This window comes from Simplicispira sp. 125, from assembly GCF_003096555.1.
In the GTDB taxonomy this organism is placed as follows: domain Bacteria; phylum Pseudomonadota; class Gammaproteobacteria; order Burkholderiales; family Burkholderiaceae_C; genus Simplicispira.
In genome coordinates this window covers 2,742,729-2,764,091 of the sequence record NZ_QEKM01000001.1, presented here as the reverse complement: position 1 = coordinate 2,764,091, position 21,363 = coordinate 2,742,729, and the positions used below count along the sequence as shown (strand labels likewise).

Here is a 21,363-nt window from a genome sequence, read left to right as displayed (position 1 = left end):
CAATGAACATTGTTTTCGCCGGTACGCCGGAGTTTGCCCGTGTTGCATTGCAGGCGCTGGTGCAGGCAGGCTTCAGTGTGCCCCTGGTGTTGACGCAACCAGATCGCCCCGCCGGGCGCGGGCTGAAGTTACAAGCGTCGCCGGTCAAGCAATATGCACTGGAGCAGGGCATCGCGGTCGAGCAGCCACGCAGCCTGCGTTTGGACGGCAAGTTTCCGGAGGATGCGGCGCGTGCCCAATCCGTTTTGGAGGCCGTCCGGGCGGATGTGATGGTGGTGGCCGCTTATGGCCTGATCTTGCCGCAGTGGGTACTGGATCTGCCAGCCCGAGGGTGCCTGAATATCCACGCCAGCCTTTTGCCGCGATGGCGTGGTGCCGCTCCCATCCACCGTGCCATCGAGGCGGGTGATGCGCAGACGGGCGTGACCATCATGCAAATGGACGCGGGCCTGGACACTGGTGACATGCTGCTGAGCGAGACCATGCCCATCTTGTCCACGGACACGACCGCTACCCTGCACGACCGGCTGGCCGAACAAGGCGGGCGCCTCATTGTCCAGGCGTTGGTGCAGATGCAAGGTGCCGACCTGCATCGCGTGCCGCAACCGGTCGAAGGCGTGACTTATGCCCACAAGATCGATAAGGCGGAGAGCAGCGTGGACTGGACGCAACCAGCCGAGGCGATTGGCCGTCACATTCGTGCGCTGACGCCATTTCCCGGCGCGAGCACGACCTTGGATGGTGAGCTCATTAAATTGGTTGATTATGAAATTGATAGCTTCCAGCGCTTGACAGATAAGCGTTGCGGCCAGATTTTATCTGTAAATTCTCAAGGTATCACGGTTGCCTGTGGTGAAGGTGCCCTGCGCTTGACGGTGCTGCAGCGCGCCGGCGGAAAACGTTTGGCAGCCGCCGATTTTGTGCGGGGATTTCCCTTGCTGCCGGGCATGGTGCTGGGCCCGTCTGCACAGACCGGGAGCGGCGGGTGACTTGGCGCGCGGTTGGCGTCACGGTGCGCCATCCGTCCTTTCGCCAGGGCGTGACCGACATGTTGGGCACGGGTGTAGGCGTGGGGGCCTGGGGTTTGGTGACGGGCGTTGCCATGGTCAAGAGTGGCATGTCGGTGCCGGTCGCGCTGCTGATGTCGATTCTGGTGTACGCCGGCAGCGCCCAGTTGGCGGTGCTCCCGCTGCTGGCCGTAGGTGCGCCGCTGTGGGTGGTGTGGCTGACCGCAGCCTGTGTCAATCTGCGTTTTGTCATTTTCAGCAGCATGTGGCGCAGCTACTTCCAGTATTTGCCTTTGCGCCAGCGGCTGGCCATCGGGTATTTCAGCGGAGACGTGATCTTCGTGGCCTTCATGAAGCGCTTTCCCGAACCCCGGCCCGTGCCCGAACAGGTGCCGTTTTTCTGGGGCGCGGCTTCCGTCAACTGGCTGGCCTGGCAAGTGCCATCGGTCGCGGGCATTGTGCTGGCCAATGCCATACCGCTTTCCTGGGGGCTGGGCTTTGCCGGGGTACTGGCCCTGTTGGGTGTGCTGTTGTCGTTGTTGTTCGATCGCGCCACCTGGCTGGCCACAGCGGTCGCCGGGACGGCGGCCGTGGCGGCTTTCGCTTTGCCACTCAAGCTCAACATCCTGGTGGCCATCGCCGCCGCCGTGGCTGCAGGCCTGCTGATGGAGGCCGTGGAGCAGCAACGCCAACGCAACAGAAAGATCCACGAAAACGCAGCTGAATCCTTGGAGTCCTCCGTCGACGGTGCGTCGCCTCCCCGAAGGGATGGGGCTGCATGAGCGCGGACACGATCCAGGCCTTGCTGGCCATTGCGGGACTGGCGCTGATTACGGTGCTGGCGCGCGCATTTTTCATGATCCCAGAGCGTGAAATTCCCATGCCAGACTGGCTGCGACGCGGCCTGAAATACGCGCCGCTGGCCGCACTCACGGCGGTGATCGCTCCAGAGATCTTCATGGCGCAGGGTGCACTGATCGGCACGTTGCAAGATGCACGCCTGCCGGCCGTGCTGTGCGCAACCGGCTACTACTTCTGGCGGCGCGGAATTCTGGGCACCATCGTCGTGGGTATGCTGGTCTATCTGCCGCTGCACATCGGGCTGGGCTGGTAGCCACCCTGCGCAGGTCGATGGGTTGGGATTGTGGGTGCCTACAATGGCCGCTTCGCCGCAGGAGTGGCCCGCTGACCTATTTGCCCCATGAACATTCTTCGCTTTTCCGATCTGTGCGCCCAAGGCCGAGTCCGTGGCCAGCGCGTTTTCATTCGTGCCGACCTGAACGTGCCGCTGGATGGCCAAGGCGCCATCACAGAGGACACGCGCATTCGCGCCTCGGTGCCCTGTATCCAGATGGCGCTGGACGCCGGTGCCGCCGTCATGGTGACCAGCCACCTGGGGCGCCCGACCGAAGGGGACTTCAAGCCCGAAGACTCCCTTGCACCGGTGGCCGCGCGCCTGGCAAGTCTGCTGGGGCGTGAGGTACCGTTGCTGCGCGACTGGGTCGACGGTGTGCAGGTTCAGCCGGGCCAGGTGGTATTGCTGGAAAACTGCCGCATTAATGTGGGTGAGAAAAAAAACGCCGAACCTCTGGCGCGCAAGTTGGCGGCCCTGTGCGACATCTTTGTGAATGACGCTTTTGGCACGGCCCACCGCGCCGAAGGCACAACCTACGGTATCGCCCAGTACGCGCCGATAGCCTGCGCAGGCCCGCTGCTGGCCGCCGAGATTGACGCCATTACCCAGGCGTTAGCGAAGCCCCGGCGCCCACTGGTGGCTATCGTGGCAGGCTCCAAGGTGTCCACCAAGCTCAGCATTCTGCAAAGCCTGTCCCGCAACGTCGATCAACTGATCGTGGGCGGCGGCATTGCCAATACCTTCATGCTCGCTGCAGGCCTGCCTATCGGCAAAAGCCTGGCTGAGCCCAGCCTGGTGGAGGAGGCCCGCGCAGTGATCTCGGCCATGAAGGCGCGTGGCGCCGAAGTGCCGATTCCTACCGATGTTGTCACGGCCAAGACCTTTGCAGCCGATGCGATCGCCGTCACCAAAGCTGCGGCCGATGTGGCCGAGGATGACCTGATCCTGGACATTGGCCCGGAGACGGCGCGCCGACTGGCCGCGCAACTCAAGTCGGCTGGCACGATTGTCTGGAATGGGCCCGTGGGCGTGTTTGAGTTCGCCGCTTTTGAAAATGGCACGCGCACCATTGCGAATGCCATTGCAGAATCCCCTGCATTCAGTATTGCCGGGGGCGGCGATACGCTGGCTGCCATTGCCAAATATGGTATCGAGAGCAAGGTGGGATATATCTCTACCGGAGGTGGCGCGTTTCTGGAAGTGCTGGAAGGTAAGACCTTGCCTGCGTTCGAAATTCTTGAAAAACGCGCTTCAAATTGAATCGGCTGATGCAGGGTGGGAAAACTGCAGACTGTGACAAAAACAACAAAGCGTCTGCACTCCGGCCTAGTTAGCGCATCTTTTTCTTGTTTTTGTTGAGGATAGCGCCCAAAATAATTTTCAGTCGTGCGGGTCAACATTTTGTGTTGCCGTGCCATTCAAATCCGTAGGAGGGAAATCATGGTGTTTTCAAAGGCAATCAGCCTGGCCGTGCTGGCTGGCGCTGTGGCAACTCTGGTGGGTTGCGCAACGAGGGCGCCCATTCCCCTCGCTGAGAATTTCGAGTTGACAGTGCAACCAAAGGTGCGCTCGGCCGGCCATTGGGAACTGGTGTCGCGTGATGTGGTGGCGCAAACCTTGGCCACCCTCGACAAGGCCGGTGTGGCTCCTGGCTCGCAGTTGCACGTGGCGCTGCCCGCCAACCCCAGTTCGTTCGATCTGGCATTCCGCGATTTCCTGATCACCAAACTGGTGCAAAGCGGTGCCCCGGTGCAGCAAATGCCCGGGCAGACGCTGGATGTGACCTACCATGCGCAGCTGGTGCGCCACAACAGTGAGCGTCCCCACTTCATTCCAGGTCAGTTCACGATGCTCGCAGCCGGCGTGATGGCCGCTTACGGTCTGCGCAACCACCATCTGGATGCGCAGTTGCTGGCCGCGCTGGGTCTCACGGCCGCTGCCGATTACGGCGCCAGCATCAATTCTGGTGGCCCGACCAACACGGAAATGATCCTCACCACCACCGTCACCCGGGGCGGTCAGTACATTGTTCGCAAGACAGACGTGTACTACCTCGAGAACGCAGACACGCCTTTGTTCATGCGTCCTTCGTACAAGAGCGTCAACATGAAGGTGGTCTCGCAATGAAATCGTATGCACTTTTGACCGTACTCGCCGGCGCGCTGCTGGCAGGCTGCGCCAGCAACACTGCACCGGTGCGTGTGGAGCCCACCTACCAGGAGGCTGCCAGCAACCTGTTCCTGCAAAGTAATGGTGAGGCCATCACCAAGCTTGTGGCTGGTTTCGATATGTCCACCCTGGGCAGCGGCCCTGTGCTGGTGGCTACGGTGGTGAATGTCAATGACATGAGCCGTTCCGCTCCTTTGGGCCGTACCTTGTCCGAGCAGTACGCATCGGTCATGGCGGGCAAGGGTTTCAATGTCAAGGAGATCAAGCTCCGTGGCGAAGTGTTCGTGAAGGAAGGCGCTGGCGAGTTGCTGCTGTCGCGTGAGATCAAGGACATTGCACGCAACCAGAACGCCTCACTGGTGCTCGTCGGCACCTACTCGGCGGCAGCCAATTTCACCTTTGTCAGCCTGAAGCTGGTGCGTACAGAAGACAGCCGCATCGTGCGCGGACATGACTACGCGCTGCCGAACGACCGCGATGTTCAGCGCCTCCTGCAGGTGCCACGCTAAATTTTCCTGGGCCCGTTCCGGGTTCTGAAAACTGCTCAAAAGGCCGTCGGATGACGGCCTTTTTCGTTGATGGTGCAATAGCCTGGCCGCTGCTGCAGTTCGTTGCGAGCATGTAACTGCTTCCATGTAAAAATTGAAACCTGATTACAAATTCGAAAGAGGCTTTCCATGACGTTGCGCCGTGCTACCAAGATTGTTGCCACCCTGGGTCCTGCGTCCAGTGACCTCGTCATCCTCGAAAAGATGATCAATGCAGGGGTCAACGTCGTGCGCTTGAATTTCAGCCATGGTACGGCCCAGGACCACATCGATCGGGCCCAAATGGTGCGCGAAGCGGCCCAGCGGGCCGGGCGTGAAGTGGCCATCATGGCCGACCTGCAGGGCCCCAAGATTCGGGTAGGCAAATTTGCAGAGGGGCGCGTGATGCTGGAGAGCGGCGCGTCCTTCGTGCTGGATGCTTCGCGCACCGAGCTGGGCGATCTGAGCGGTGTTGGCCTGGACTACAAGGAACTGCCGCGGGATACCCGGGTGGGAGACGTGCTTTTGCTCAACGATGGGCTGATCGTGCTTACCGTGGATGCAGTGCGCGGTGATGCCGTGCACACCACGGTGCGAATCGGTGGCGAGCTGTCGAACAACAAGGGTATCAACAAGCAGGGTGGTGGTTTGACAGCTCCCGCATTGACTGGCAAAGACATGGACGATATCCGTACTGCCATGAGTTTTCAGGCGGACTATGTGGCAGTGAGTTTTCCGAAGAATGCGACGGACATGGAGATGGCGCGCCAGTTGTGCAATGTTGCCGCAGCGCCCTACCGGCATAAGCCAGGTCTGATTGCCAAGATTGAACGTGCAGAAGCCATTCCAAGACTGGAAGAAATTCTGAAAGCCAGTGACGGCATCATGGTGGCCCGGGGCGACTTGGCGGTGGAAGTGGGCAATGCCGTCGTGCCCGCCTTGCAGAAGAAAATGATCCGCATGGCACGGGACATGGACAAGGTGGTCATTACTGCCACGCAGATGATGGAGAGCATGATCACCAACCCGGTGCCCACGCGGGCAGAAGTTAGCGATGTGGCCAATGCGGTACTTGATGGAACCGATGCGGTCATGCTCAGCGCCGAGACGGCGGCAGGAAAGTACCCGCTGGAAACCGTGCTGGAAATGGCCAAGATTTGTGCTGCTGCCGAATCAGCGGAAGATGCACAACTCGATGCCGATTTCTCGGGGCGTGCCTTCTCCAGCATCGACCAGTCCATTGCCATGGGAGCCTTGTTCACTGCCCACCACCTGGGGGCCAAGGCTATCGTTGCCATGACGGACAGTGGTTCTACGGCGCTCTGGATGAGTCGTCACCGTATCCATATTCCCATCTACGCACTCACGCCCAAGGTCGCCACGCAACGGCGCATGGCTTTGTTTCGCAACGTGCGCCCGCTGCTCATGGACACCAGCGCCGACCGGGATACGGCGCTTGAGCAGGCGGAGAGCCAACTCAAATTACGCAATATCGTCAGCAGCGGGGATGTCTACGCCATCACTTGTGGCGAGCCCATGGGGGCGCCAGGCGGAACCAATATGCTGAAAATTTGCCGAGCCATCTGAACTGGAGCGGCAGAAGTCGTACGGCAATCGCAGTACAGGCCACTCCGGTCACAGCGCCCGCCAGCACATCCGTTGGAAAGTGCAGGCCGAGGCACAAACGGCTCCAGGCGATGACTCCAGCATAGATCAGCCCGACCCACGCAACAGAGCGCCGACCGGTGTAGAAAAGGACTCCCGCCATGGCGAATGCCGCCGCTGTGTGCATGCTGGGGAAGCCGGGGCGATGCCCCTGTGGAGCCCATTGGAGACCAAGTCCGAACTCGGCCGGCCTTGGAAAAGGCACCGACAAGCGAATCCCCCGAACAACACACCAGGTGATGAGCAGCGCTGTCAGGCACAGTAGCAGCGTTCGTCCTGGGGAGAGCGTCGGACGCCGGAGAGAAACCGCCAGTAGAGCCAGCATGCCGATCGCTTCGCCCTGGGAGGCCGCACGTGCCATCCATATCACTGTCGCGGGTGTTTCAGGGTTTGCATTGAGTGCCTGAAAAAGGGCCAGATCAAGTGACAGCATCGAAGACCTTTCCGGCACTGGCAAGGTTCTGGTCTTCGGTTCTACGCCGTTGCAGGGCTTGGGCCACGATGTCGCACAGCCATCCTGTGGTCCAGCAAAGCCATCCCGTCCAGAGGGTATGACTGAGGAAGTGGGCTCCGCGAACTTGTTGTGCTCCGCCCAACGCCAAGCCTGCGGTCAAAGCGCATGCCAGCCAGATGCGTGCAGCACGCGGCTGGCGACGGCGCAGCGCGAAATAGCCGCCAATAAAAGCAAAGCCGGCCGAGGCGTGGCCTGCCGGAAAGCATTTGCCACCGCCGCCGTCCAGGGTGCCCAGTGCCCAGTGCGAGGCATAACGTGCCACACCGCCGAATTCGGTCAGATCCCAGGGGCAACTGGTGGTGCTTGCGTATTTCAAACCGGTCACCACGGCCAGCGATAGCAATGTGGTCAGGGCCAGTTGTACGCGCTCGGCACGCTCAGTGCGCCGCAAGAAACCCATGGGGCGCCAGATGAAAACCACGAGCGCGAGCACGATCAGCCACGCGAGTCGGCGCGGTCCCTCGTGCATGACTTGCACAAAGAACCAGTGGTCGCGCAATGGAAATCCGGTTGCTGATCCAAAAACATGGGCGAGTGCCCGATCCTGCCCCCAGGCGTCCCATGCAATCAGGCAGAACAATGCGGTGAAGGTCCACGCCAGCAGGCGGAAGTGGTCAGAGCGTGTAGCGGGTGCGGTCGTTGCGGCTTGGGGCATGGGGTGACGTTATCGCGCCACACTTAACCGCCCCTTAACTTTGATGCCGGCGCCATCAGGATGTCGCAGGCTGGTCTGTTCCTATCGGATGGCGCGCCAGTCACCGCCCAGCGAACGATGGATTGCGGCTGTGCGGGGAGAGGCGGCTAAAATCAAGAGTTACGAAGCGGTTACCAAGCGCTTCTCTTCTCAAACTTGAATGGACCTCACACCATGCCTCTCGTCTCGATGCGCGAATTGCTTGATCATGCTGCCAGCAATGGCTATGGCATTCCTGCCTTCAACGTCAACAACCTGGAGCAGGTCCAGGCCGTCATGGCTGCCGCCGATGAGGTGGGTGCCCCGGTGATTCTTCAGGCCAGTGCCGGTGCCCGCAAGTATGCTGGCGAGAGTTTCATCAAACATTTGATCCAGGCGGCTTGCGAAGCGTACCCGCATATTCCGCTGGTGATGCACCAGGACCATGGCACATCACCCGCCATCTGCCAGGGTGCGATCGATCTGGGTTTTGGCTCGGTGATGATGGACGGCTCGTTGATGGAGGACGGCAAGACCCCGTCGTCCTTTGACTACAACGTGGACGTGACGCGCAAGGTCGTCGCAATGGCGCACAAGGTGGGCGTCACGGTTGAAGGAGAGCTCGGCTGCCTGGGTTCGCTGGAAACCGGTGAGGCTGGCGAGGAAGACGGCGTGGGCGCAGTGGGCAAGCTTGACCATAGCCAGATGCTGACAGACCCTGAGGAAGCCGCTCTGTTCGTCAAGGCCACCCAGCTCGACGCGCTGGCCATTGCGATCGGCACCAGCCATGGCGCCTACAAATTCACGCGCAAGCCCACGGGCGACATCCTGGCGATCAGCCGCGTTCAGGCCATCAATGCCCGTATTCCCAATACCCATCTGGTGATGCACGGCAGCTCCAGCGTGCCGCAAGAACTGCTGGCAATCATCAACCAGTACGGCGGCAAGATGAAGGAGACCTACGGCGTGCCTGTCGAGGAAATCCAGAAGGCCATCCAGTTCGGTGTGCGCAAAATCAACATTGACACCGACATTCGCCTTGCCATGACGGGCGCGGTGCGCAAGTTCATGGCAGAGAACCCGGAAAAATTCGACGCCCGCGAGTGGCTCAAGCCCGCACGCGAGGCGGCCAAGGCCATTTGCAAACAGCGCTACATCGAGTTTGGCTGCGAGGGTCAGGGCGCGAAGATCAAGGGGGCGTCGCTGAGCGTCATGGCGCAAAAATACGCCGCGGGCGAATTGGCCCAGGTGGTCCGCTGAAACTTCTGCGCTTTCATCCAGTGCAAACCGGCAGCCCTCGTGCTGCCGGTTTTTGTATTGGGGGCTCTTCTCTACAGGAACATGTCCGTTACGCGATAGAACCTGAATATTCTTAATGTAAGCTCGCGGTCAGTTAACCCGTGCGAGCCGGGGCTGGGAGTGGAGCCTCTCCCGGCTCGGCCCATCGCGCATGCAAGCCGCCGGGGCGCTTGTGCAACGATTACGAAACTAGGAGGAGACCATCCATGCAAACAAGCCCAACACCACCGGTGCAGCGCATCGGCGTGCCCAGGGAAACCTTCCACGGCGAAAAGCGCGTAGCCACTGTGCCGGACGTGGTGGAAAAACTCGTCAAACTCGGCTTCAAGGTCGCCGTCGAATCCGGCGCGGGCGATGCGGCCCATTTCAGCGATGACACCTACCGCGCTGTCGGTGCCGAGGTGCTGCCCGATGCTAGCGCGCTGTGGGCCGCTTCGGACATCGTACTCAAGGTGCGCCCGCCGAGCAGTGACGAAGTGACGCTGATGCGTGAGGGCGGCACGCTGATTGGCTTTGTCTGGCCCGCGCAGAACCCCGAATTGATGCAGCAGCTCACGGCCAAGAAGGCCACGGTACTGGCCATTGACTGCCTGCCGCGCACGCTGAGCCGCGCACAGAAGATGGATGCACTGACATCGACCGCGGGTGTGAGCGGCTATCGTGCGGTCATCGAAGCGGCCAATGCCTTCGGTCGCTATTTCAACGGCCAGATCACGGCCGCAGGCAAGGTGCCCCCGGCCAAGGTGTTCATTGCCGGTGCGGGCGTTGCGGGCCTGGCAGCCATCGGTACGGCGGCCAGTCTGGGTGCCATCGTGCGCGCCAACGACACGCGCGCCGAGGTGGCCGACCAGGTCAAGTCGCTGGGCGGCGAGTTCGTCAAGGTCGACTATGAAGAAGACGGCGCGGGCGGTGGCGGCTATGCCAAGGTCATGAGCGAGGGCTTTCAGGCCGCGCAGCGCCAGATGTATGCGACCCAGGCCAAGGACGCGGACATCATCATTACCACGGCCCTGATCCCTGGCAAGCCCGCACCCAAGCTCATCACCGCCGAGATGGTGCAGTCGATGAAGCCCGGCAGCGTGATCGTGGACATGGCCGCCGAGCAGGGCGGCAACTGCGAGCTGACCGTGCCCGGTGAAGCCGTAGAGCGCCACGGCGTGACCATCATCGGCTACACCGACCTGGCTTCGCGCCTGGCCAAGCAGTCGTCCACGCTGTATGCCACCAACCTGCTGCGCCTGGTGGAGGAATTGTGCAAGGCCAAGGATGGCGTGGCGGTGGTCAACATGGAAGACGATGCCATCCGTGGCCTCACGGTCACCAAGGATGGCGCCATCACCTGGCCCGCACCCGCCTTGAAGCCTGTGGCCGTGCCCGCAGCGCCCGCCAAGCCGGCTGCAGCGGTGGTTGTGAAGGCCAAAGGTGGCCATGGGCAAAGCGCGGAGCCAGCCTCCGTCAAAAGTGCCGCGGCCTTGTTTGTCTTTGGCGCGCTGCTGTTTTGGCTGATTGGCGCCAACGCCCCGAAAGAATTCCTGGGCCACTTCACCGTGTTTGTGCTGGGGTGCTTTGTGGGCTACATGGTGGTGTGGAACGTCAAGCCCGCTTTGCACACCCCGTTGATGAGTGTGACCAACGCCATCAGCAGCATCATCGTCATTGGTGCATTGGTGCAAATCTCGCCCGTGGCAGCGGCGGTGAACCGGCCCAACGATGCCATTACCTGGCTGGCAGCGGCGGGGATTGTGCTCACTGCGATCAATATGTTTGGCGGCTTTGCCGTGACCCAGCGCATGCTGGCAATGTTCCGCAAATAAGAGAGGCGATGCATGTTCATCACAACTGAATTGGCAACAGTCGCCTACATTGGGGCGACGATTTTATTTATCTTGAGTCTGGGCGGCCTCTCCAACCAGGCTACCGCACTGCGCGGGAACCTCTACGGCATCGTGGGCATGACCCTGGCGGTGCTGGCCACCGTGTTTGGCCCCAGCGTCACTCTGGCCGGTATTCCGTGGATCATTGGCGCGGTGTTGGTGGGCGCCAGTATCGGCCTGTATGCAGCGCGCACGGTGAAGATGACGCAGATGCCCGAGCTGGTGGCCTTGATGCACAGCATGGTGGGTTTGGCGGCCATGCTGGTGGGTTTTGCCACCTTTGTGGATCCCAGCGCCTCGGCCGACCTGACGGGTGCGGCACACGCCATCCATGCGCTGGAAATCTACATTGGCATCTTCATTGGTGCCATCACGTTCTCCGGCTCTATCGTGGCGTTTGGCAAGCTGTCGGGCCGCATTGGCGGCAGTCCCATGCTGTTACCCGGACGCCATGTACTGAACCTGATTGCCCTGCTGGTGGTGGTCTACTTTGGCAGCGAGTTTTTGCACGCCGCCACGCCCGAGGCGGGCATGCTGCCGTTGATTGTGATGACGGTGGTTGCTCTGCTGTTTGGCGTGCACATGGTGATGGCCATTGGCGGTGCAGACATGCCGGTGGTGGTGTCCATGCTCAACAGCTACTCAGGCTGGGCGGCAGCGGCTACGGGCTTCATGCTGAGCAACGATTTGCTGATCGTCACCGGAGCGCTGGTGGGTTCCAGCGGTGCGATTTTGTCGTACATCATGTGCAACGCCATGAACCGCAGCTTCTTCAGCGTGATTGCCGGTGGCTTTGGCACCGTGGCCGCCGCCCCCAAAGGTGCCGGCGATGCGGCGCAGCCTGCGGGTGAGGTGGTACCGGTGAGCGCTGTGGAAACGGCGGAGCTGCTGCGCGAGGCCAAGAGTGTGGTCATTGTTCCGGGCTACGGTATGGCGGTGGCGCAGGCCCAGCACACCGTGTTCGAGATCACCAAGCATCTGCGTGAAAAAGGCGTGAATGTGCGGTTTGGCATTCATCCGGTGGCCGGGCGCATGCCGGGCCACATGAATGTGCTGCTGGCCGAGGCCAAGGTGCCCTACGACATCGTGATGGAGATGGACGAGATCAACGATGACTTCCCCGACACCGACGTCGTCATGGTCATCGGTGCCAATGACATCGTGAATCCCAGCGCGCTGGACGACCCATCGAGCCCCATCGCCGGCATGCCTGTACTTGAAGTGTGGAAGGCCAAGACCTCGATCGTGATGAAGCGCTCCATGGCCTCGGGCTATGCGGGCGTGGACAACCCGCTCTTCTACAAGGAAAACAACCGCATGCTGTTTGGCGACGCCAAGAAAATGCTCGATGAGGTGCTGGTCGCGCTCAAGAGCTGACAGGGCATAATTTCCGCGACAGAAAAGTACGATCTTGCGGAATTTCTGACGCGGTCAAAAATACGCGAAAAACATAACAGGAGACCTGGAGATGACCGACCGCATTTGGCTCAAGAGCTACCCGTCTGGCGTACCCGCTGACATTGACCCCGGGCAATATCCGTCCCTCGTGGCGCTGATGGAGGAGGCCTTCAGCAAGTATGCCGACCGCGTGGCCTACAGCTTCATGGGCAAGGAGATCACATACGGCCAGACCGATTCGCTGAGCAAGGCCTTTGCAGCCTACCTGCAGGGCCTGGGTCTGGCCCGGGGTGACCGCGTCGCCATCATGATGCCCAACGTGCCGCAGTACCCGGTGGCAGTGGCGGCCATCCTGCGGGCCGGGTTTGTAGTGGTGAACGTCAACCCCTTGTACACGCCGCGCGAGCTGGAACACCAGCTCAAGGACTCGGGCGCCAAGGCCATCGTCATCATCGAGAACTTTGCGACCACGCTGGAGCAGTGCATCACCCACACGCCCGTCAAGCATGTGGTGCTGTGTGCCATGGGCGACCAACTGGGCCTGCTCAAAGGTGCGCTGGTCAACTACGTGGTGCGCAACGTCAAGAAAATGGTGCCCGCCTATAACCTGCCAGGTGCTGTGCGCTTCAATGAGGCCGTTGCACAAGGCACGCGCGGCACGCTCAAAAAACCGGACATCAAGCCCGATGACATCGCCCTGTTGCAATACACCGGCGGCACCACCGGGGTGAGCAAGGGTGCAGTGCTGTTGCAGCGCAACATCATTGCCAACGTGCTGCAGTCCGAGGTGTGGAATGCGCCGGTGATGAAGTTGGTGCCGACCAACGAGCAGCCCACCAGCATCTGCGCGCTGCCGCTCTACCATATCTTCGCGTTCACGGTGAACATGATGCTGTCCATGCGCATGGGCGGCAAGACCTTGCTGATCCCCAATCCGCGTGATCTGCCCGCCGTGCTCAAGGAGTTGTCCAAGCAGCGTTTCCACAGTTTTCCCGCTGTGAACACCTTGTTCAACGGGCTGGCCAACCATCCGGACTTCAATACGGTCGACTGGAGCCACCTCAAGGTGTCGGTGGGTGGCGGCATGGCCGTGCAGGGCGCCGTGGCCAAGCTCTGGCTGGAGAAGACGGGCTGCCCCATCTGCGAGGGCTATGGCCTGTCGGAGACCAGTCCCTCGGCCACTTGCAACCCGGTCACGATCAAAGAGTTCTCCGGCACCATCGGTGTCCCCTTGCCCAGCACCTACCTGAAACTCTTGGACGACGATGGCCACGAGGTCACCACACTGGGACAGCCCGGCGAGATCGCCATCAAGGGCCCGCAGGTGATGGCTGGCTACTGGCAGCGCCCCGACGAGACCGCCAAGGTCATGACCGAAGACGGCTTCTTCAAGTCGGGCGATATCGGCATCATGGACGAGCGCGGCTACTTCAAGATCGTAGACCGCAAAAAGGACATGGTGCTGGTCAGCGGCTTCAACGTCTACCCCAACGAGGTGGAGGAAGTGGTGGCGGCCATGCCGGGCGTGATGGAATGTGCCGTGGTTGGCGTCCCCGACGAGAAGATGGGCGAAGCGGTGAAGCTGGTCATCGTCCGGAAAGACCCGGAGTTGACCGAAGCGCAGGTGCGCGAATTCTGCCGCGCCAACCTGACGGGCTACAAACAGCCCCGCGTGATCGAGTTCCGCGAAGACCTGCCCAAGACCCCTGTGGGCAAAATCCTTCGACGCGAGTTGCGCGACAAGAAGTGAGCCAAGGGGCCAGGGTCCCGGTGCGCCACAATCATGGAGCGGCTTTGGCCGCTTCTTGCATTTCCGGAGCCCCCATGACCACAGCCATCCTCAGCGCCCTTCCCGAAGAACAGTCCGGCCTTTTGGGCTATTTGGAGAAGCCCCAGAGGCTCGTGCATGCGGGCCGCACCTTCTGGCGGGGTGATCTCCATGGCAAGCCCGTGGTGCTGGCGCTCTCGGGCATTGGCAAAGTGGCAGCGGCAACCACGGCCGCCGCGCTGGTGGAGCGCTTTGGCGTGGCGCGCATTGTCTTCACCGGTGTGGCGGGTGGTGTGGGCGAAGGCGTGCGCGTGGGTGATGTGGTGGTGGCGCACGACTATGTGCAGCACGACATGGACGCTTCGCCCCTGTTCGAGCGCTGGCTGGTGCCGGGCTACGCGGGCGTGCGCCTGCCCTGCGATGCGGGGTTGTCTGCTCATCTTTCGAGAGCTGTCAGCGCTTGTCTGGTAGGCGCTGGAGCTGGTTTTTATATCCATTCAGACGGGATTCCTCCGCGCTTGCACCAGGGGCTGATGGCCAGCGGTGACCGCTTTGTGACCTGTGCCCAGGTGTCCCGTGCGCTGCGCGAACCGCTGGTGGCGGCTGGGCACGATGTGCTGGCGGTGGAGATGGAAGGCGCCGCCGTGGCCCAGGTGTGCCTGGACTATGCTGTGCCGTTTGCCGCTGTGCGCACCATCTCGGACCGGGCCGACGACGATGCCCATGTGGACTTCCCCGTGTTCATCCAGACTGTAGCCAGCCGCTATGCAGACCACATCGTCCGCAGTTTGCTGGAATCGCTATAAAAAAAGAAGCTGCTAACGCTTGTCAGTAGGGCGTTAGAGGCTAATTTTGCTTAAAACTATCCCTTGAGCCAGCCACGCTTTCTGAAATACCACATCGGCCCCAGCGCGCTGGCCACCATCAGCGTCAGCACGTAGGGGTAGCCCAGGCTCCAGTCGAGCTCGGGCATGTACTTGAAGTTCATGCCGTAGATGCTGGCAATCAAGGTAGGCGGCAGCAGGGCCACGCTGGCCACCGAAAAGATCTTGATGATCCTGTTCTGGTTGATGTTGATGAAACCGACCGTGGCATCCATCAAGAAGTTGATCTTGTCGAACAGGAAGGCGGTGTGGCTGTCGAGCGATTCGATGTCGCGCAGGATCTGCCGGGCTTCTTCGAACTGCTCGGCGTTGAGCATTTTGCTGCGCATCATGAAGCTGACGGCGCGGCGTGTGTCCATCACGTTGCGGCGGATGCGCCCGTTCAAGTCTTCCTGGCGTGCAATGGCGCCCAGCACCTCGCCCGCGCGTTCGTCGGTCACATCGCCCGATAGCACTTGGGTACTCACCTTTTCCAGGTCGTCGTAAATGCCTTCGAGTGTGTCGGCCGAGTATTCTGCGTCGGCGTCGAACAGTTTGAGCAGCACCTCGCGGGCGTCCTCGATGAGGCCCGGTGCGCGGCGTGCACGCAGGCGCAGCAGGCGAAAGACCGGCACGTCCTCGTCGTGGATCGAGAACAGCACACCCTTGCTTTTCAGGTTGGGATTGGTCAGGTTCAGAATGAAGGCCACGCGCACCGAGCGCGGCTTGTCGTGGTCGTCGATCAGGAAGTCGCTGCGGATGTGCAACTCGCCGTTGTCTTCTTCGTAAAAACGCGCCGACTCTTCGATGTCCTCGTCCATCGCATCTTCGGGAATGGACAGGCCGTAATACTGCGAGACCCAGCGTTTTTCGTTGATCGTCGGAGATTCCAGGTCCACCCAGATGGGCTGGAATTTGGACAGCTCTTCGAGCGACTCGATCTCTTCCTGAACGAGGCGCCCATTGGCAAGCGTGAAGATGTTGAGCATGGCTCACTCCCTGTGTATGGCGGCTGACAGCGGGGGCTTGGGTCGCTTTCAGCCCCGCCAATGGCCTGGGAGCTGAAAGCTATCGACTGGGATAGGCTTCCATGGAATGTTCTCCAAAATCTGAACCGGTGATTATCGCACCGCAGTGTGACGGTTGCATGCCGGGCACGGTCGATGCGCGGGCCGTCAAGCCGAAGTCGTTGGTGTTTGCGCCAGGCTGCGGGCAAGGCACAGATCGGCCCAGGCTCCGGGCTTGGCATGGGGGGCGCGCAGCAGGTACGGTGCATCGTAGGTCACGACAGCAGGAACCCCAGCCACCGAGTGGGCCTGGCCCCGCAACTGGCCCAGGGGGACACTGCGCTGCAGAACGGTGTGGGCTGCGCCCCGCCCCAGGAGCAACAGCACCGACGGGTGCAGGCGGGCGATGGCCTGGGCCAAGGCCTTGTCGGCAGGATCGGCATCGGCGGTGGCGGTGGCGGTGGCGGTGGCCGGTGGCGATAGTGCGCACAGGTATACGCGCGGATGCCGGTGCAATTGCAGGGCGTGCAGCATATTGCACAGCAGGCGGCCAGCATCCCCGGCGAAAGGGTCGTCGTGCGGCGAACCTTCGGTCACTACCAGCCAGCAGGCGCCCAGCGCGGACGGGGTGTGCTGCGGGTCTGCCCCAGGGAACAGCGCGCGCGGTGGGTGCAGCACCCACCCCAGAGAAGCGGGGGCGGGGTCTGGCGCGGCGGCGGCCGGTGCCTGCGGTGGGCGTGCCCGGGACTGCGCAGGGGGTGGCGGGCTTTCCTTTGCAGGCGGGGGCTGTGCCGCCACCACGGGCGAAGCCGCTGCGGCAGCGACCACGGGGGTGTCTGCTTGCGCGGGCCACCACACGCGGACCCCCATTTCCTGCAGCATGGCCCGCTGGCGAGCGTCGAGAGGCATGTTCATAGCGGACGGCTCATCACCACGGCATCTTCACGCTCGGTGGTGGTGGAAGGGTAGTAGCGCTTGCGTTCGCCCACGCGCCGGAAACCGTTGGCCTCATAGATGTGGCGTGCGCGCTGGTTGCTGACCCGCACCTCCAGCCACAGCCACTGGGCTCCCTGCCCACGCGACCACAGGGCGAGGGCGTCCAGCAGCACCTGCGCCCAGCCCTGGCGCTGGAAGGCGGGGGCAACGGTCAGGTTCAGCAAATGCACCTCATCCACGCCCAACATGCCGACGAAATAGCCCAGGATCTGCTCATCGCCCATCAGCAGCTGAATCTGGTAGTCACTGGCCATGGCGTCGATGAAATTGCCGCGCGTCCAGGGGTGGGGGTGGGCGCGTTGCTCCACGTCCAGCAAGGCGTCCAGCCGGGCCAGCGTCAGCGACTCGAAACGCGCGGGAGGCGTGTTGTGGGCGAAGGACAAGGCAGACGCACTCATGGCTTATGCCGGCGCTACCTGCGCCGCCTTGACCGCCGCACGCTCGACCGTGGTCTGGGCTACTTTGTCACGGATGTAGAGCGGCAGGGCCCCTGCAGCCTGCACGGCGTGGCCCGCCGCCAGCAGGCTGGGCGCCAGGCGCAGCAGGGCCGTGGCGGTAGGCAGGGCATGCACATGGTGCGCACCGGGGGCCAGTCGCTCGCCATAGGCGCCCTGGGCATTGCCCGCCACGGTCCAGCCGGGCGCAACCTGCACCCCTTCGGGGGCGCTCAGGCCCAGCGTGTCTCGGCTCTGCCATGCGCCTGCCTGCCATTGGTAGTGGGCCACATAGACCTCGTTCATGCGGGCGTCCAGCACCGCCACCACATCGCAGCAACCGTGCGCGTGGCGCGCCTGCTCGGCCACGGCGGCCAGGGTATCGATGGGCAGCACGGGAATACCGCGCCCTGCGTTGGCACCCCAGGCCAGCCCCTGTGCCACGGCGCAGGCGGTGCGCAGGCCGGTGAAAGAGCCCGGTCCGCGCCCGAAAACGAGTGCGTCGAGTTGCCCCAGGTCCAGATCGGCCTCGTCCAGCAGCTTGCGCACGCCCGCGATGAGGCTGATCGAAGCCTGGGCACCGCCCGGGCCGCTGTGTTCCCACACGCGATCGCCGCGCTGCACGGCGATGGACAGGGTCTCGGTACTGGTGTCGAAGGCAAGAAAATTCATGGAGCCGAAAAGGGAAGGCACGCCCCGGGCGCGCAACACCCCGCAGGATACCCGCACTCGATCGCGCCGCGAAGCGGGTGCGGGGAGAAGCATGCAGGGGTCAATTATCTGCGGACGGGGCGATAGACTTGCTGTATGAATCCTGTGCCCTGCCGCTGTTTGCTGCCGTACCTGCGGTCTTTGTGTGTGATGCTGGTGGCCGCTGCCGGATTGGCGGGAGCCCAGCCGCTGGCGGCGCCAACCCCCGGCCCTTTGCCGCCCGCAGTGGAGGCCGCTTTGGCCCGCGCGCGGCTGCCGCGCGATGCGCTGTCGGTGCTCGTGGTCGATGCCCAGGACAGCCGGGCGCCTGCGCGTCTGTCGTACCGTGCCCAGGTGCCGGTGAACCCGGCCTCGGTCATGAAGCTGGTGACTACCTACGCCGCACTGGACCAGCTGGGCCCGGCATACACCTGGAGTACGCCGGTGTATGTGGAGGGGGTGGTGCGGGGTGGCAGCCTCAAGGGCAATGTCTACATCCGGGGGCAGGGAGACCCCACATTGGTCATGGAGCGCCTGTGGTTGCTGCTGCGGCGCCTGCAAGGCCAGGGCATCCAGGTCATCGTAGGCGACATCGTTCTGGACCGCAGCGCCTTCGATCTGGCCGGGCACGATCCAGCGCTTTTCGATGGCGAGCCCCTGCGCCCCTACAATGCCGCGCCCGATGCGCTGCTGGTGAACTTCAAGTCGGTGGTGATGGGCTTTGTGCCCGATCCCGGCGCAGGGGTGGCGCACATCCAGTACGACCCGCCGCTGTCGGGCGTCCAGCGTCCGGAAAGCGTAGCTCTGGCCACTCCCGGTGCGGGCTGTGGTGACTGGCGCGGGGCGCTGCGTGCTGACCTGAGCGATCCGGTGCGTACCGTCTTCCAGGGCGCTTACCCTGCTGCCTGTGGCGAGCGTAGCTGGGCCGTCGCCTATGCCGACCCGCAGGCTTTTGCCGCCCGTGCTGTGGAAGGCATGTGGCGCACGCTGGGGGGCAAGCTCACCGGCAGTGTGCGTGACGGCAAGGTGCCTGCCGGGCTGCAGCCGGTCTTTAGCGCGACCTCGCCGGCGCTGGCCGAGGTGGTGCGGGACGTCAACAAGTTCAGCAACAACGTCATGGCCCAGCACGTCTTCCTGACGCCGGCGCTGCAAAAGAACGGTGTCGCCACCTGGGACGGTGCCCGCGAGGTACTGCGCCAATGGTGGCGGCAACGTTTTGGTACTGAGGGACAGCCCATCACCGACAACGGCGCTGGATTGAGCCGCGAGGCACGGATCAGCGCACAGGCACTGGGCCGCATGCTGCAGGCGGCATGGCAGTCGCCCGTGATGCCGGAGCTGGTGGCCTCCCTGCCGGTGGCCGGTATCGACGGCACCCTGCGGCGCAGCAAAAGCCGCACGGGTAGTGCACACCTCAAAACCGGCAGCTTGCGCGATGTGCTGGCCGTGGCTGGGTATGTGCATGCAGACGATGGACGCCGCTATGTGCTGGTGGCGATCGTCAACCATGCCCAGGCGGTGGCTGCACGGCCTGTGCTCGACGCTCTGATCGACTGGACGGCGGGCACTCCGTAGTGCCCCCTGTTTGCATGCTGATTCGGAGGCGCGCACGGTGATCGACTCCATCCGCGCCGCACGCGCTGCAGCGCCTTCGGTCGGGGCCAGACTGTCGGGCAAGGTGATGTCCACAGGCTATTCGCAGGGAGGACATGCCTCCATGGCGGCCCAGCGGGCGGCCGAGCGGGACCATGCTTCCGAATTCAACGTGGCGGCGGGGGCCCACCTGGCCGGGCCCTACAACCTGTCGGGATCGCTCAAGCTGCCCGATGCCATTGCCGACTTTCAGTTTTTCGTACCCTACCTGGTGGAAAGGCCCCTACCGATCCGGCTTCGGCGGCGTTTGCCGCCTACTACGGGAGTTACCACGGTACCTATGAGCCGCCGTTCTGCCATGCGCAGGCGCGTGCGCTGTTCGATGCGGTGAAATAAGCCGCACAACGGCCTTTTTCAGGCTTGCATCTGCCTGCCGTCGCCCACCACCGATTTGCACGCCGACGGTGGGCGGTGTGCCGTAGGTGCAAAACCACATCCGTACTTACCCGCTAAAATTTCCAGACGCCTCGCTGTAACATTTGCGACAAATAGAACGGGCGTTCTATTTTTCATTTTCAGGAGTGAAAAGCATGGGTTACCAGCGCAAGGCATTGTGGATTTCTCTGGCGGCAGCGTGGGTGCTGGCCGGTTGTGGCGGTGGCGGATCGGATACCGAGCCGGTGGCACCGGTCAAGACCATCAAGGTCATGGGTGACAGCCTGGCCGACAGCGGCACCTTCGGGCTCAAGTTCACCGTGCAAGGAGACGCACCTACGGGCGCTGGCTCCACGCCTATCTGGCCCGAGCGCATTGCCAGCAGCTACGGCACCACGCTGTGCCCGCGTTACGTGTTTACGGGCACCGCGTTCAACAACGCAAGCGGCTGCACCAACTATGCGGTGGGCGGCGGGCGTATCAACAACTTCACGGCACCGACATCGCCCGTATCGATCACCCAACAGATCAGTGACGCGGGCGCTGAAGGCTTTGCCGCCAGTGACCTGCTGCTGATCGACGGCGGCGGCAATGATGCAGCCGATCTGGTCGGCGCATACCTCTCAGCCTCCAAGGACGGTGGTGCCAGCTACAGCGCCGTACTCAAGACCCTGCTGCCGCCCGCTACGGTGGATGCAGCGCTGGCCGGTGGAGCCGCGGGAATGGCCCAGGTGGGGGGCGCCTACATGATGGCCTTGGCCGACAAGTTCCATGGCGCCATTGACACCAATGCACTGAACAAGGGCGCGATGCGCGTGGCCGTGCTGAACATGCCTGGCATCGACCAGACGCCGCGCCTGCAACAGTTGCTCGGTGGCATCGCTGCCACGGCAGGTGCTGCAACCAGTGCACAGGTGCAGGGGTTGGTGAAAGCCTGGGTCGAGGCATTCAACAAGCAGTTGGCTGCCCGCTTTGCCGGCAACAGCAAGGTGGTGGTGGTGGACTTCTACACCTCGCTGAACGACCAGGTCGCGAAACCCGAGCAATTTGGCCTGACCAATGCCAAGGGCACGGCTTGCCCGATCACCGGCGTGGGTGGCGATGGTTTGCCCACATACACCTTCCCCACCTGCACTGCCGCAGCGCTATCGGCCATGACGCCGCCAGTCGGCGCCACGGGTGGAGCTGACTGGTGGAAGACCTATGCCTTCTCCGATAGTTTCCACCCCACTCCTTATGGCCATCAGTTGCTGAGCCAGCTGGTTTCGCGTTCGCTGGCCCAGGCAGGCTGGCTGTAAATGTCGTTGCAAGGAACA

Annotated in this window: 20 protein-coding genes; 15 read left to right on the top strand and 5 right to left on the bottom strand. The window is 62.5% G+C overall.

Annotated elements, in window-relative coordinates:
- The first annotated feature begins 2 nt into the window (after positions 1 to 2).
- The 7 genes from fmt to pyk all read left to right on the top strand — a co-directional run bounded on the left by fmt (position 3) and on the right by pyk (position 6,425).
- A complete protein-coding gene (gene fmt, locus C8D04_RS12940) occupies positions 3 to 989 on the top strand; it encodes a methionyl-tRNA formyltransferase (protein ID WP_116005223.1) in 987 nt (328 codons plus the stop codon).
- A 59-nt stretch (positions 990 to 1,048) separates the two neighbouring features.
- Complete coding sequence (locus C8D04_RS12935; protein ID WP_116006179.1) at positions 1,049 to 1,789, top strand: AzlC family ABC transporter permease; 741 nt, start codon at positions 1,049 to 1,051, stop codon at positions 1,787 to 1,789.
- Positions 1,786 to 2,121: an AzlD domain-containing protein gene (locus C8D04_RS12930; RefSeq protein ID WP_116005222.1), complete on the top strand. Its 336-nt coding sequence runs from the start codon at positions 1,786 to 1,788 to the stop codon at positions 2,119 to 2,121. Before C8D04_RS12935 ends, C8D04_RS12930 begins: the two co-directional genes overlap by 4 nt.
- An 87-nt stretch (positions 2,122 to 2,208) precedes the next feature.
- Positions 2,209 to 3,402 (top strand): phosphoglycerate kinase, encoded by a 1,194-nt coding sequence (locus tag C8D04_RS12925; RefSeq protein ID WP_116005221.1) that lies wholly within the window; start codon positions 2,209 to 2,211, stop codon positions 3,400 to 3,402.
- A 180-nt stretch (positions 3,403 to 3,582) separates the two neighbouring features.
- Complete coding sequence (locus tag C8D04_RS12920) at positions 3,583 to 4,269, top strand: hypothetical protein (RefSeq protein ID WP_116005220.1); 687 nt, start codon at positions 3,583 to 3,585, stop codon at positions 4,267 to 4,269.
- On the top strand, positions 4,266 to 4,820 hold the full coding sequence (locus tag C8D04_RS12915) for a FlgO family outer membrane protein (RefSeq protein WP_116005219.1): 555 nt from the start codon (positions 4,266 to 4,268) through the stop codon (positions 4,818 to 4,820). Before C8D04_RS12920 ends, C8D04_RS12915 begins: the two co-directional genes overlap by 4 nt.
- Positions 4,821 to 4,988: 168 nt before the next feature.
- Complete coding sequence (gene pyk, locus C8D04_RS12910; protein WP_116005218.1) at positions 4,989 to 6,425, top strand: pyruvate kinase; 1,437 nt, start codon at positions 4,989 to 4,991, stop codon at positions 6,423 to 6,425.
- A gap of 497 nt (positions 6,426 to 6,922) precedes the next feature.
- Here the strand turns inward: pyk and C8D04_RS12900 are convergent, their stop codons facing one another.
- Entirely contained in the window at positions 6,923 to 7,672 is a 750-nt protein-coding gene (locus tag C8D04_RS12900; RefSeq protein WP_116005216.1) for a phosphatase PAP2 family protein, read from the bottom strand.
- 213 nt (positions 7,673 to 7,885) lie between these two features.
- On the opposite strand from C8D04_RS12900, the gene fba reads away from it, so the two are divergent.
- From fba to C8D04_RS12875, 5 genes are all read left to right on the top strand, one after another.
- Complete coding sequence (gene fba / locus C8D04_RS12895) at positions 7,886 to 8,950, top strand: class II fructose-bisphosphate aldolase (RefSeq protein ID WP_116005215.1); 1,065 nt, start codon at positions 7,886 to 7,888, stop codon at positions 8,948 to 8,950.
- Positions 8,951 to 9,195: 245 nt separating this feature from the next.
- Positions 9,196 to 10,803, top strand: coding sequence for a Re/Si-specific NAD(P)(+) transhydrogenase subunit alpha (locus C8D04_RS12890; RefSeq protein WP_116005214.1), 1,608 nt, complete (start codon positions 9,196 to 9,198; stop codon positions 10,801 to 10,803).
- An 18-nt stretch (positions 10,804 to 10,821) separates the two neighbouring features.
- Positions 10,822 to 12,240, top strand: a complete 1,419-nt coding sequence (pntB, locus tag C8D04_RS12885) for a Re/Si-specific NAD(P)(+) transhydrogenase subunit beta (protein ID WP_116006178.1) — start codon at positions 10,822 to 10,824, stop codon at positions 12,238 to 12,240.
- Positions 12,241 to 12,331: 91 nt separating this feature from the next.
- Positions 12,332 to 14,011: a long-chain-fatty-acid--CoA ligase gene (locus C8D04_RS12880; RefSeq protein WP_116005213.1), complete on the top strand. Its 1,680-nt coding sequence runs from the start codon at positions 12,332 to 12,334 to the stop codon at positions 14,009 to 14,011.
- Between the two features lie 74 nt (positions 14,012 to 14,085).
- Positions 14,086 to 14,835, top strand: coding sequence for a 5'-methylthioadenosine/adenosylhomocysteine nucleosidase (locus tag C8D04_RS12875; RefSeq protein ID WP_116005212.1), 750 nt, complete (start codon positions 14,086 to 14,088; stop codon positions 14,833 to 14,835).
- A gap of 56 nt (positions 14,836 to 14,891) precedes the next feature.
- On the opposite strand, the gene corA is transcribed toward C8D04_RS12875, so the two are convergent.
- The 4 genes from corA to tsaB all read right to left on the bottom strand — a co-directional run bounded on the left by corA (position 14,892) and on the right by tsaB (position 18,001).
- Entirely contained in the window at positions 14,892 to 15,881 is a 990-nt protein-coding gene (gene corA / locus C8D04_RS12870; protein ID WP_116005211.1) for a magnesium/cobalt transporter CorA, read from the bottom strand.
- A gap of 186 nt (positions 15,882 to 16,067) precedes the next feature.
- Entirely contained in the window at positions 16,068 to 16,814 is a 747-nt protein-coding gene (locus tag C8D04_RS12865; RefSeq protein ID WP_116005210.1) for a uracil-DNA glycosylase family protein, read from the bottom strand.
- Entirely contained in the window at positions 16,811 to 17,293 is a 483-nt protein-coding gene (gene rimI / locus C8D04_RS12860) for a ribosomal protein S18-alanine N-acetyltransferase (RefSeq protein WP_116005209.1), read from the bottom strand. The genes C8D04_RS12865 and rimI overlap by 4 nt, the downstream gene beginning before the upstream one ends.
- A 3-nt stretch (positions 17,294 to 17,296) precedes the next feature.
- Positions 17,297 to 18,001, bottom strand: coding sequence for a tRNA (adenosine(37)-N6)-threonylcarbamoyltransferase complex dimerization subunit type 1 TsaB (tsaB, locus tag C8D04_RS12855; RefSeq protein ID WP_116005208.1), 705 nt, complete (start codon positions 17,999 to 18,001; stop codon positions 17,297 to 17,299).
- A 189-nt stretch (positions 18,002 to 18,190) separates the two neighbouring features.
- Here tsaB and dacB point away from each other — a divergent pair, with 189 nt between their 5' ends.
- The 3 genes from dacB (at position 18,191) to C8D04_RS12840 (ending at position 21,345) form a co-directional block, all read left to right on the top strand.
- Positions 18,191 to 19,594 (top strand): D-alanyl-D-alanine carboxypeptidase/D-alanyl-D-alanine-endopeptidase, encoded by a 1,404-nt coding sequence (gene dacB / locus C8D04_RS12850; RefSeq protein ID WP_233521261.1) that lies wholly within the window; start codon positions 18,191 to 18,193, stop codon positions 19,592 to 19,594.
- 10 nt (positions 19,595 to 19,604) lie between these two features.
- A complete protein-coding gene (locus tag C8D04_RS12845) occupies positions 19,605 to 20,003 on the top strand; it encodes a lipase family protein (RefSeq protein ID WP_347708424.1) in 399 nt (132 codons plus the stop codon).
- Between the two features lie 199 nt (positions 20,004 to 20,202).
- The gene (locus tag C8D04_RS12840; protein ID WP_116005206.1) at positions 20,203 to 21,345 is read left to right on the top strand and encodes an SGNH/GDSL hydrolase family protein; all 1,143 of its coding nucleotides are present in this window, start codon (positions 20,203 to 20,205) and stop codon (positions 21,343 to 21,345) included.
- The last annotated feature ends 18 nt before the right edge of the window (positions 21,346 to 21,363 follow it).

Bases quoted from the DNA above. Each gene is read 5' to 3' on its own strand.
- fmt (WP_116005223.1), top strand. From the start codon at position 3: ATGAACATTGTTTTCGCCGGTACGCCGGAGTTTGCCCGTGTTGCATTG.
- C8D04_RS12935 (WP_116006179.1), top strand. From the start codon at position 1,049: ATGTTGGGCACGGGTGTAGGCGTGGGGGCCTGGGGTTTGGTGACGGGC.
- C8D04_RS12930 (WP_116005222.1), top strand. From the start codon at position 1,786: ATGAGCGCGGACACGATCCAGGCCTTGCTGGCCATTGCGGGACTGGCG.
- C8D04_RS12925 (WP_116005221.1), top strand. From the start codon at position 2,209: ATGAACATTCTTCGCTTTTCCGATCTGTGCGCCCAAGGCCGAGTCCGT.
- C8D04_RS12920 (WP_116005220.1), top strand. From the start codon at position 3,583: ATGGTGTTTTCAAAGGCAATCAGCCTGGCCGTGCTGGCTGGCGCTGTG.
- C8D04_RS12915 (WP_116005219.1), top strand. From the start codon at position 4,266: ATGAAATCGTATGCACTTTTGACCGTACTCGCCGGCGCGCTGCTGGCA.
- pyk (WP_116005218.1), top strand. From the start codon at position 4,989: ATGACGTTGCGCCGTGCTACCAAGATTGTTGCCACCCTGGGTCCTGCG.
- C8D04_RS12900 (WP_116005216.1), bottom strand. From the start codon at position 7,672: ATGCCCCAAGCCGCAACGACCGCACCCGCTACACGCTCTGACCACTTC.
- fba (WP_116005215.1), top strand. From the start codon at position 7,886: ATGCCTCTCGTCTCGATGCGCGAATTGCTTGATCATGCTGCCAGCAAT.
- C8D04_RS12890 (WP_116005214.1), top strand. From the start codon at position 9,196: ATGCAAACAAGCCCAACACCACCGGTGCAGCGCATCGGCGTGCCCAGG.
- C8D04_RS12880 (WP_116005213.1), top strand. From the start codon at position 12,332: ATGACCGACCGCATTTGGCTCAAGAGCTACCCGTCTGGCGTACCCGCT.
- C8D04_RS12875 (WP_116005212.1), top strand. From the start codon at position 14,086: ATGACCACAGCCATCCTCAGCGCCCTTCCCGAAGAACAGTCCGGCCTT.
- corA (WP_116005211.1), bottom strand. From the start codon at position 15,881: ATGCTCAACATCTTCACGCTTGCCAATGGGCGCCTCGTTCAGGAAGAG.
- C8D04_RS12865 (WP_116005210.1), bottom strand. From the start codon at position 16,814: ATGAACATGCCTCTCGACGCTCGCCAGCGGGCCATGCTGCAGGAAATG.
- rimI (WP_116005209.1), bottom strand. From the start codon at position 17,293: ATGAGTGCGTCTGCCTTGTCCTTCGCCCACAACACGCCTCCCGCGCGT.
- tsaB (WP_116005208.1), bottom strand. From the start codon at position 18,001: ATGAATTTTCTTGCCTTCGACACCAGTACCGAGACCCTGTCCATCGCC.
- dacB (WP_233521261.1), top strand. From the start codon at position 18,191: ATGCTGGTGGCCGCTGCCGGATTGGCGGGAGCCCAGCCGCTGGCGGCG.
- C8D04_RS12840 (WP_116005206.1), top strand. From the start codon at position 20,203: ATGGGTTACCAGCGCAAGGCATTGTGGATTTCTCTGGCGGCAGCGTGG.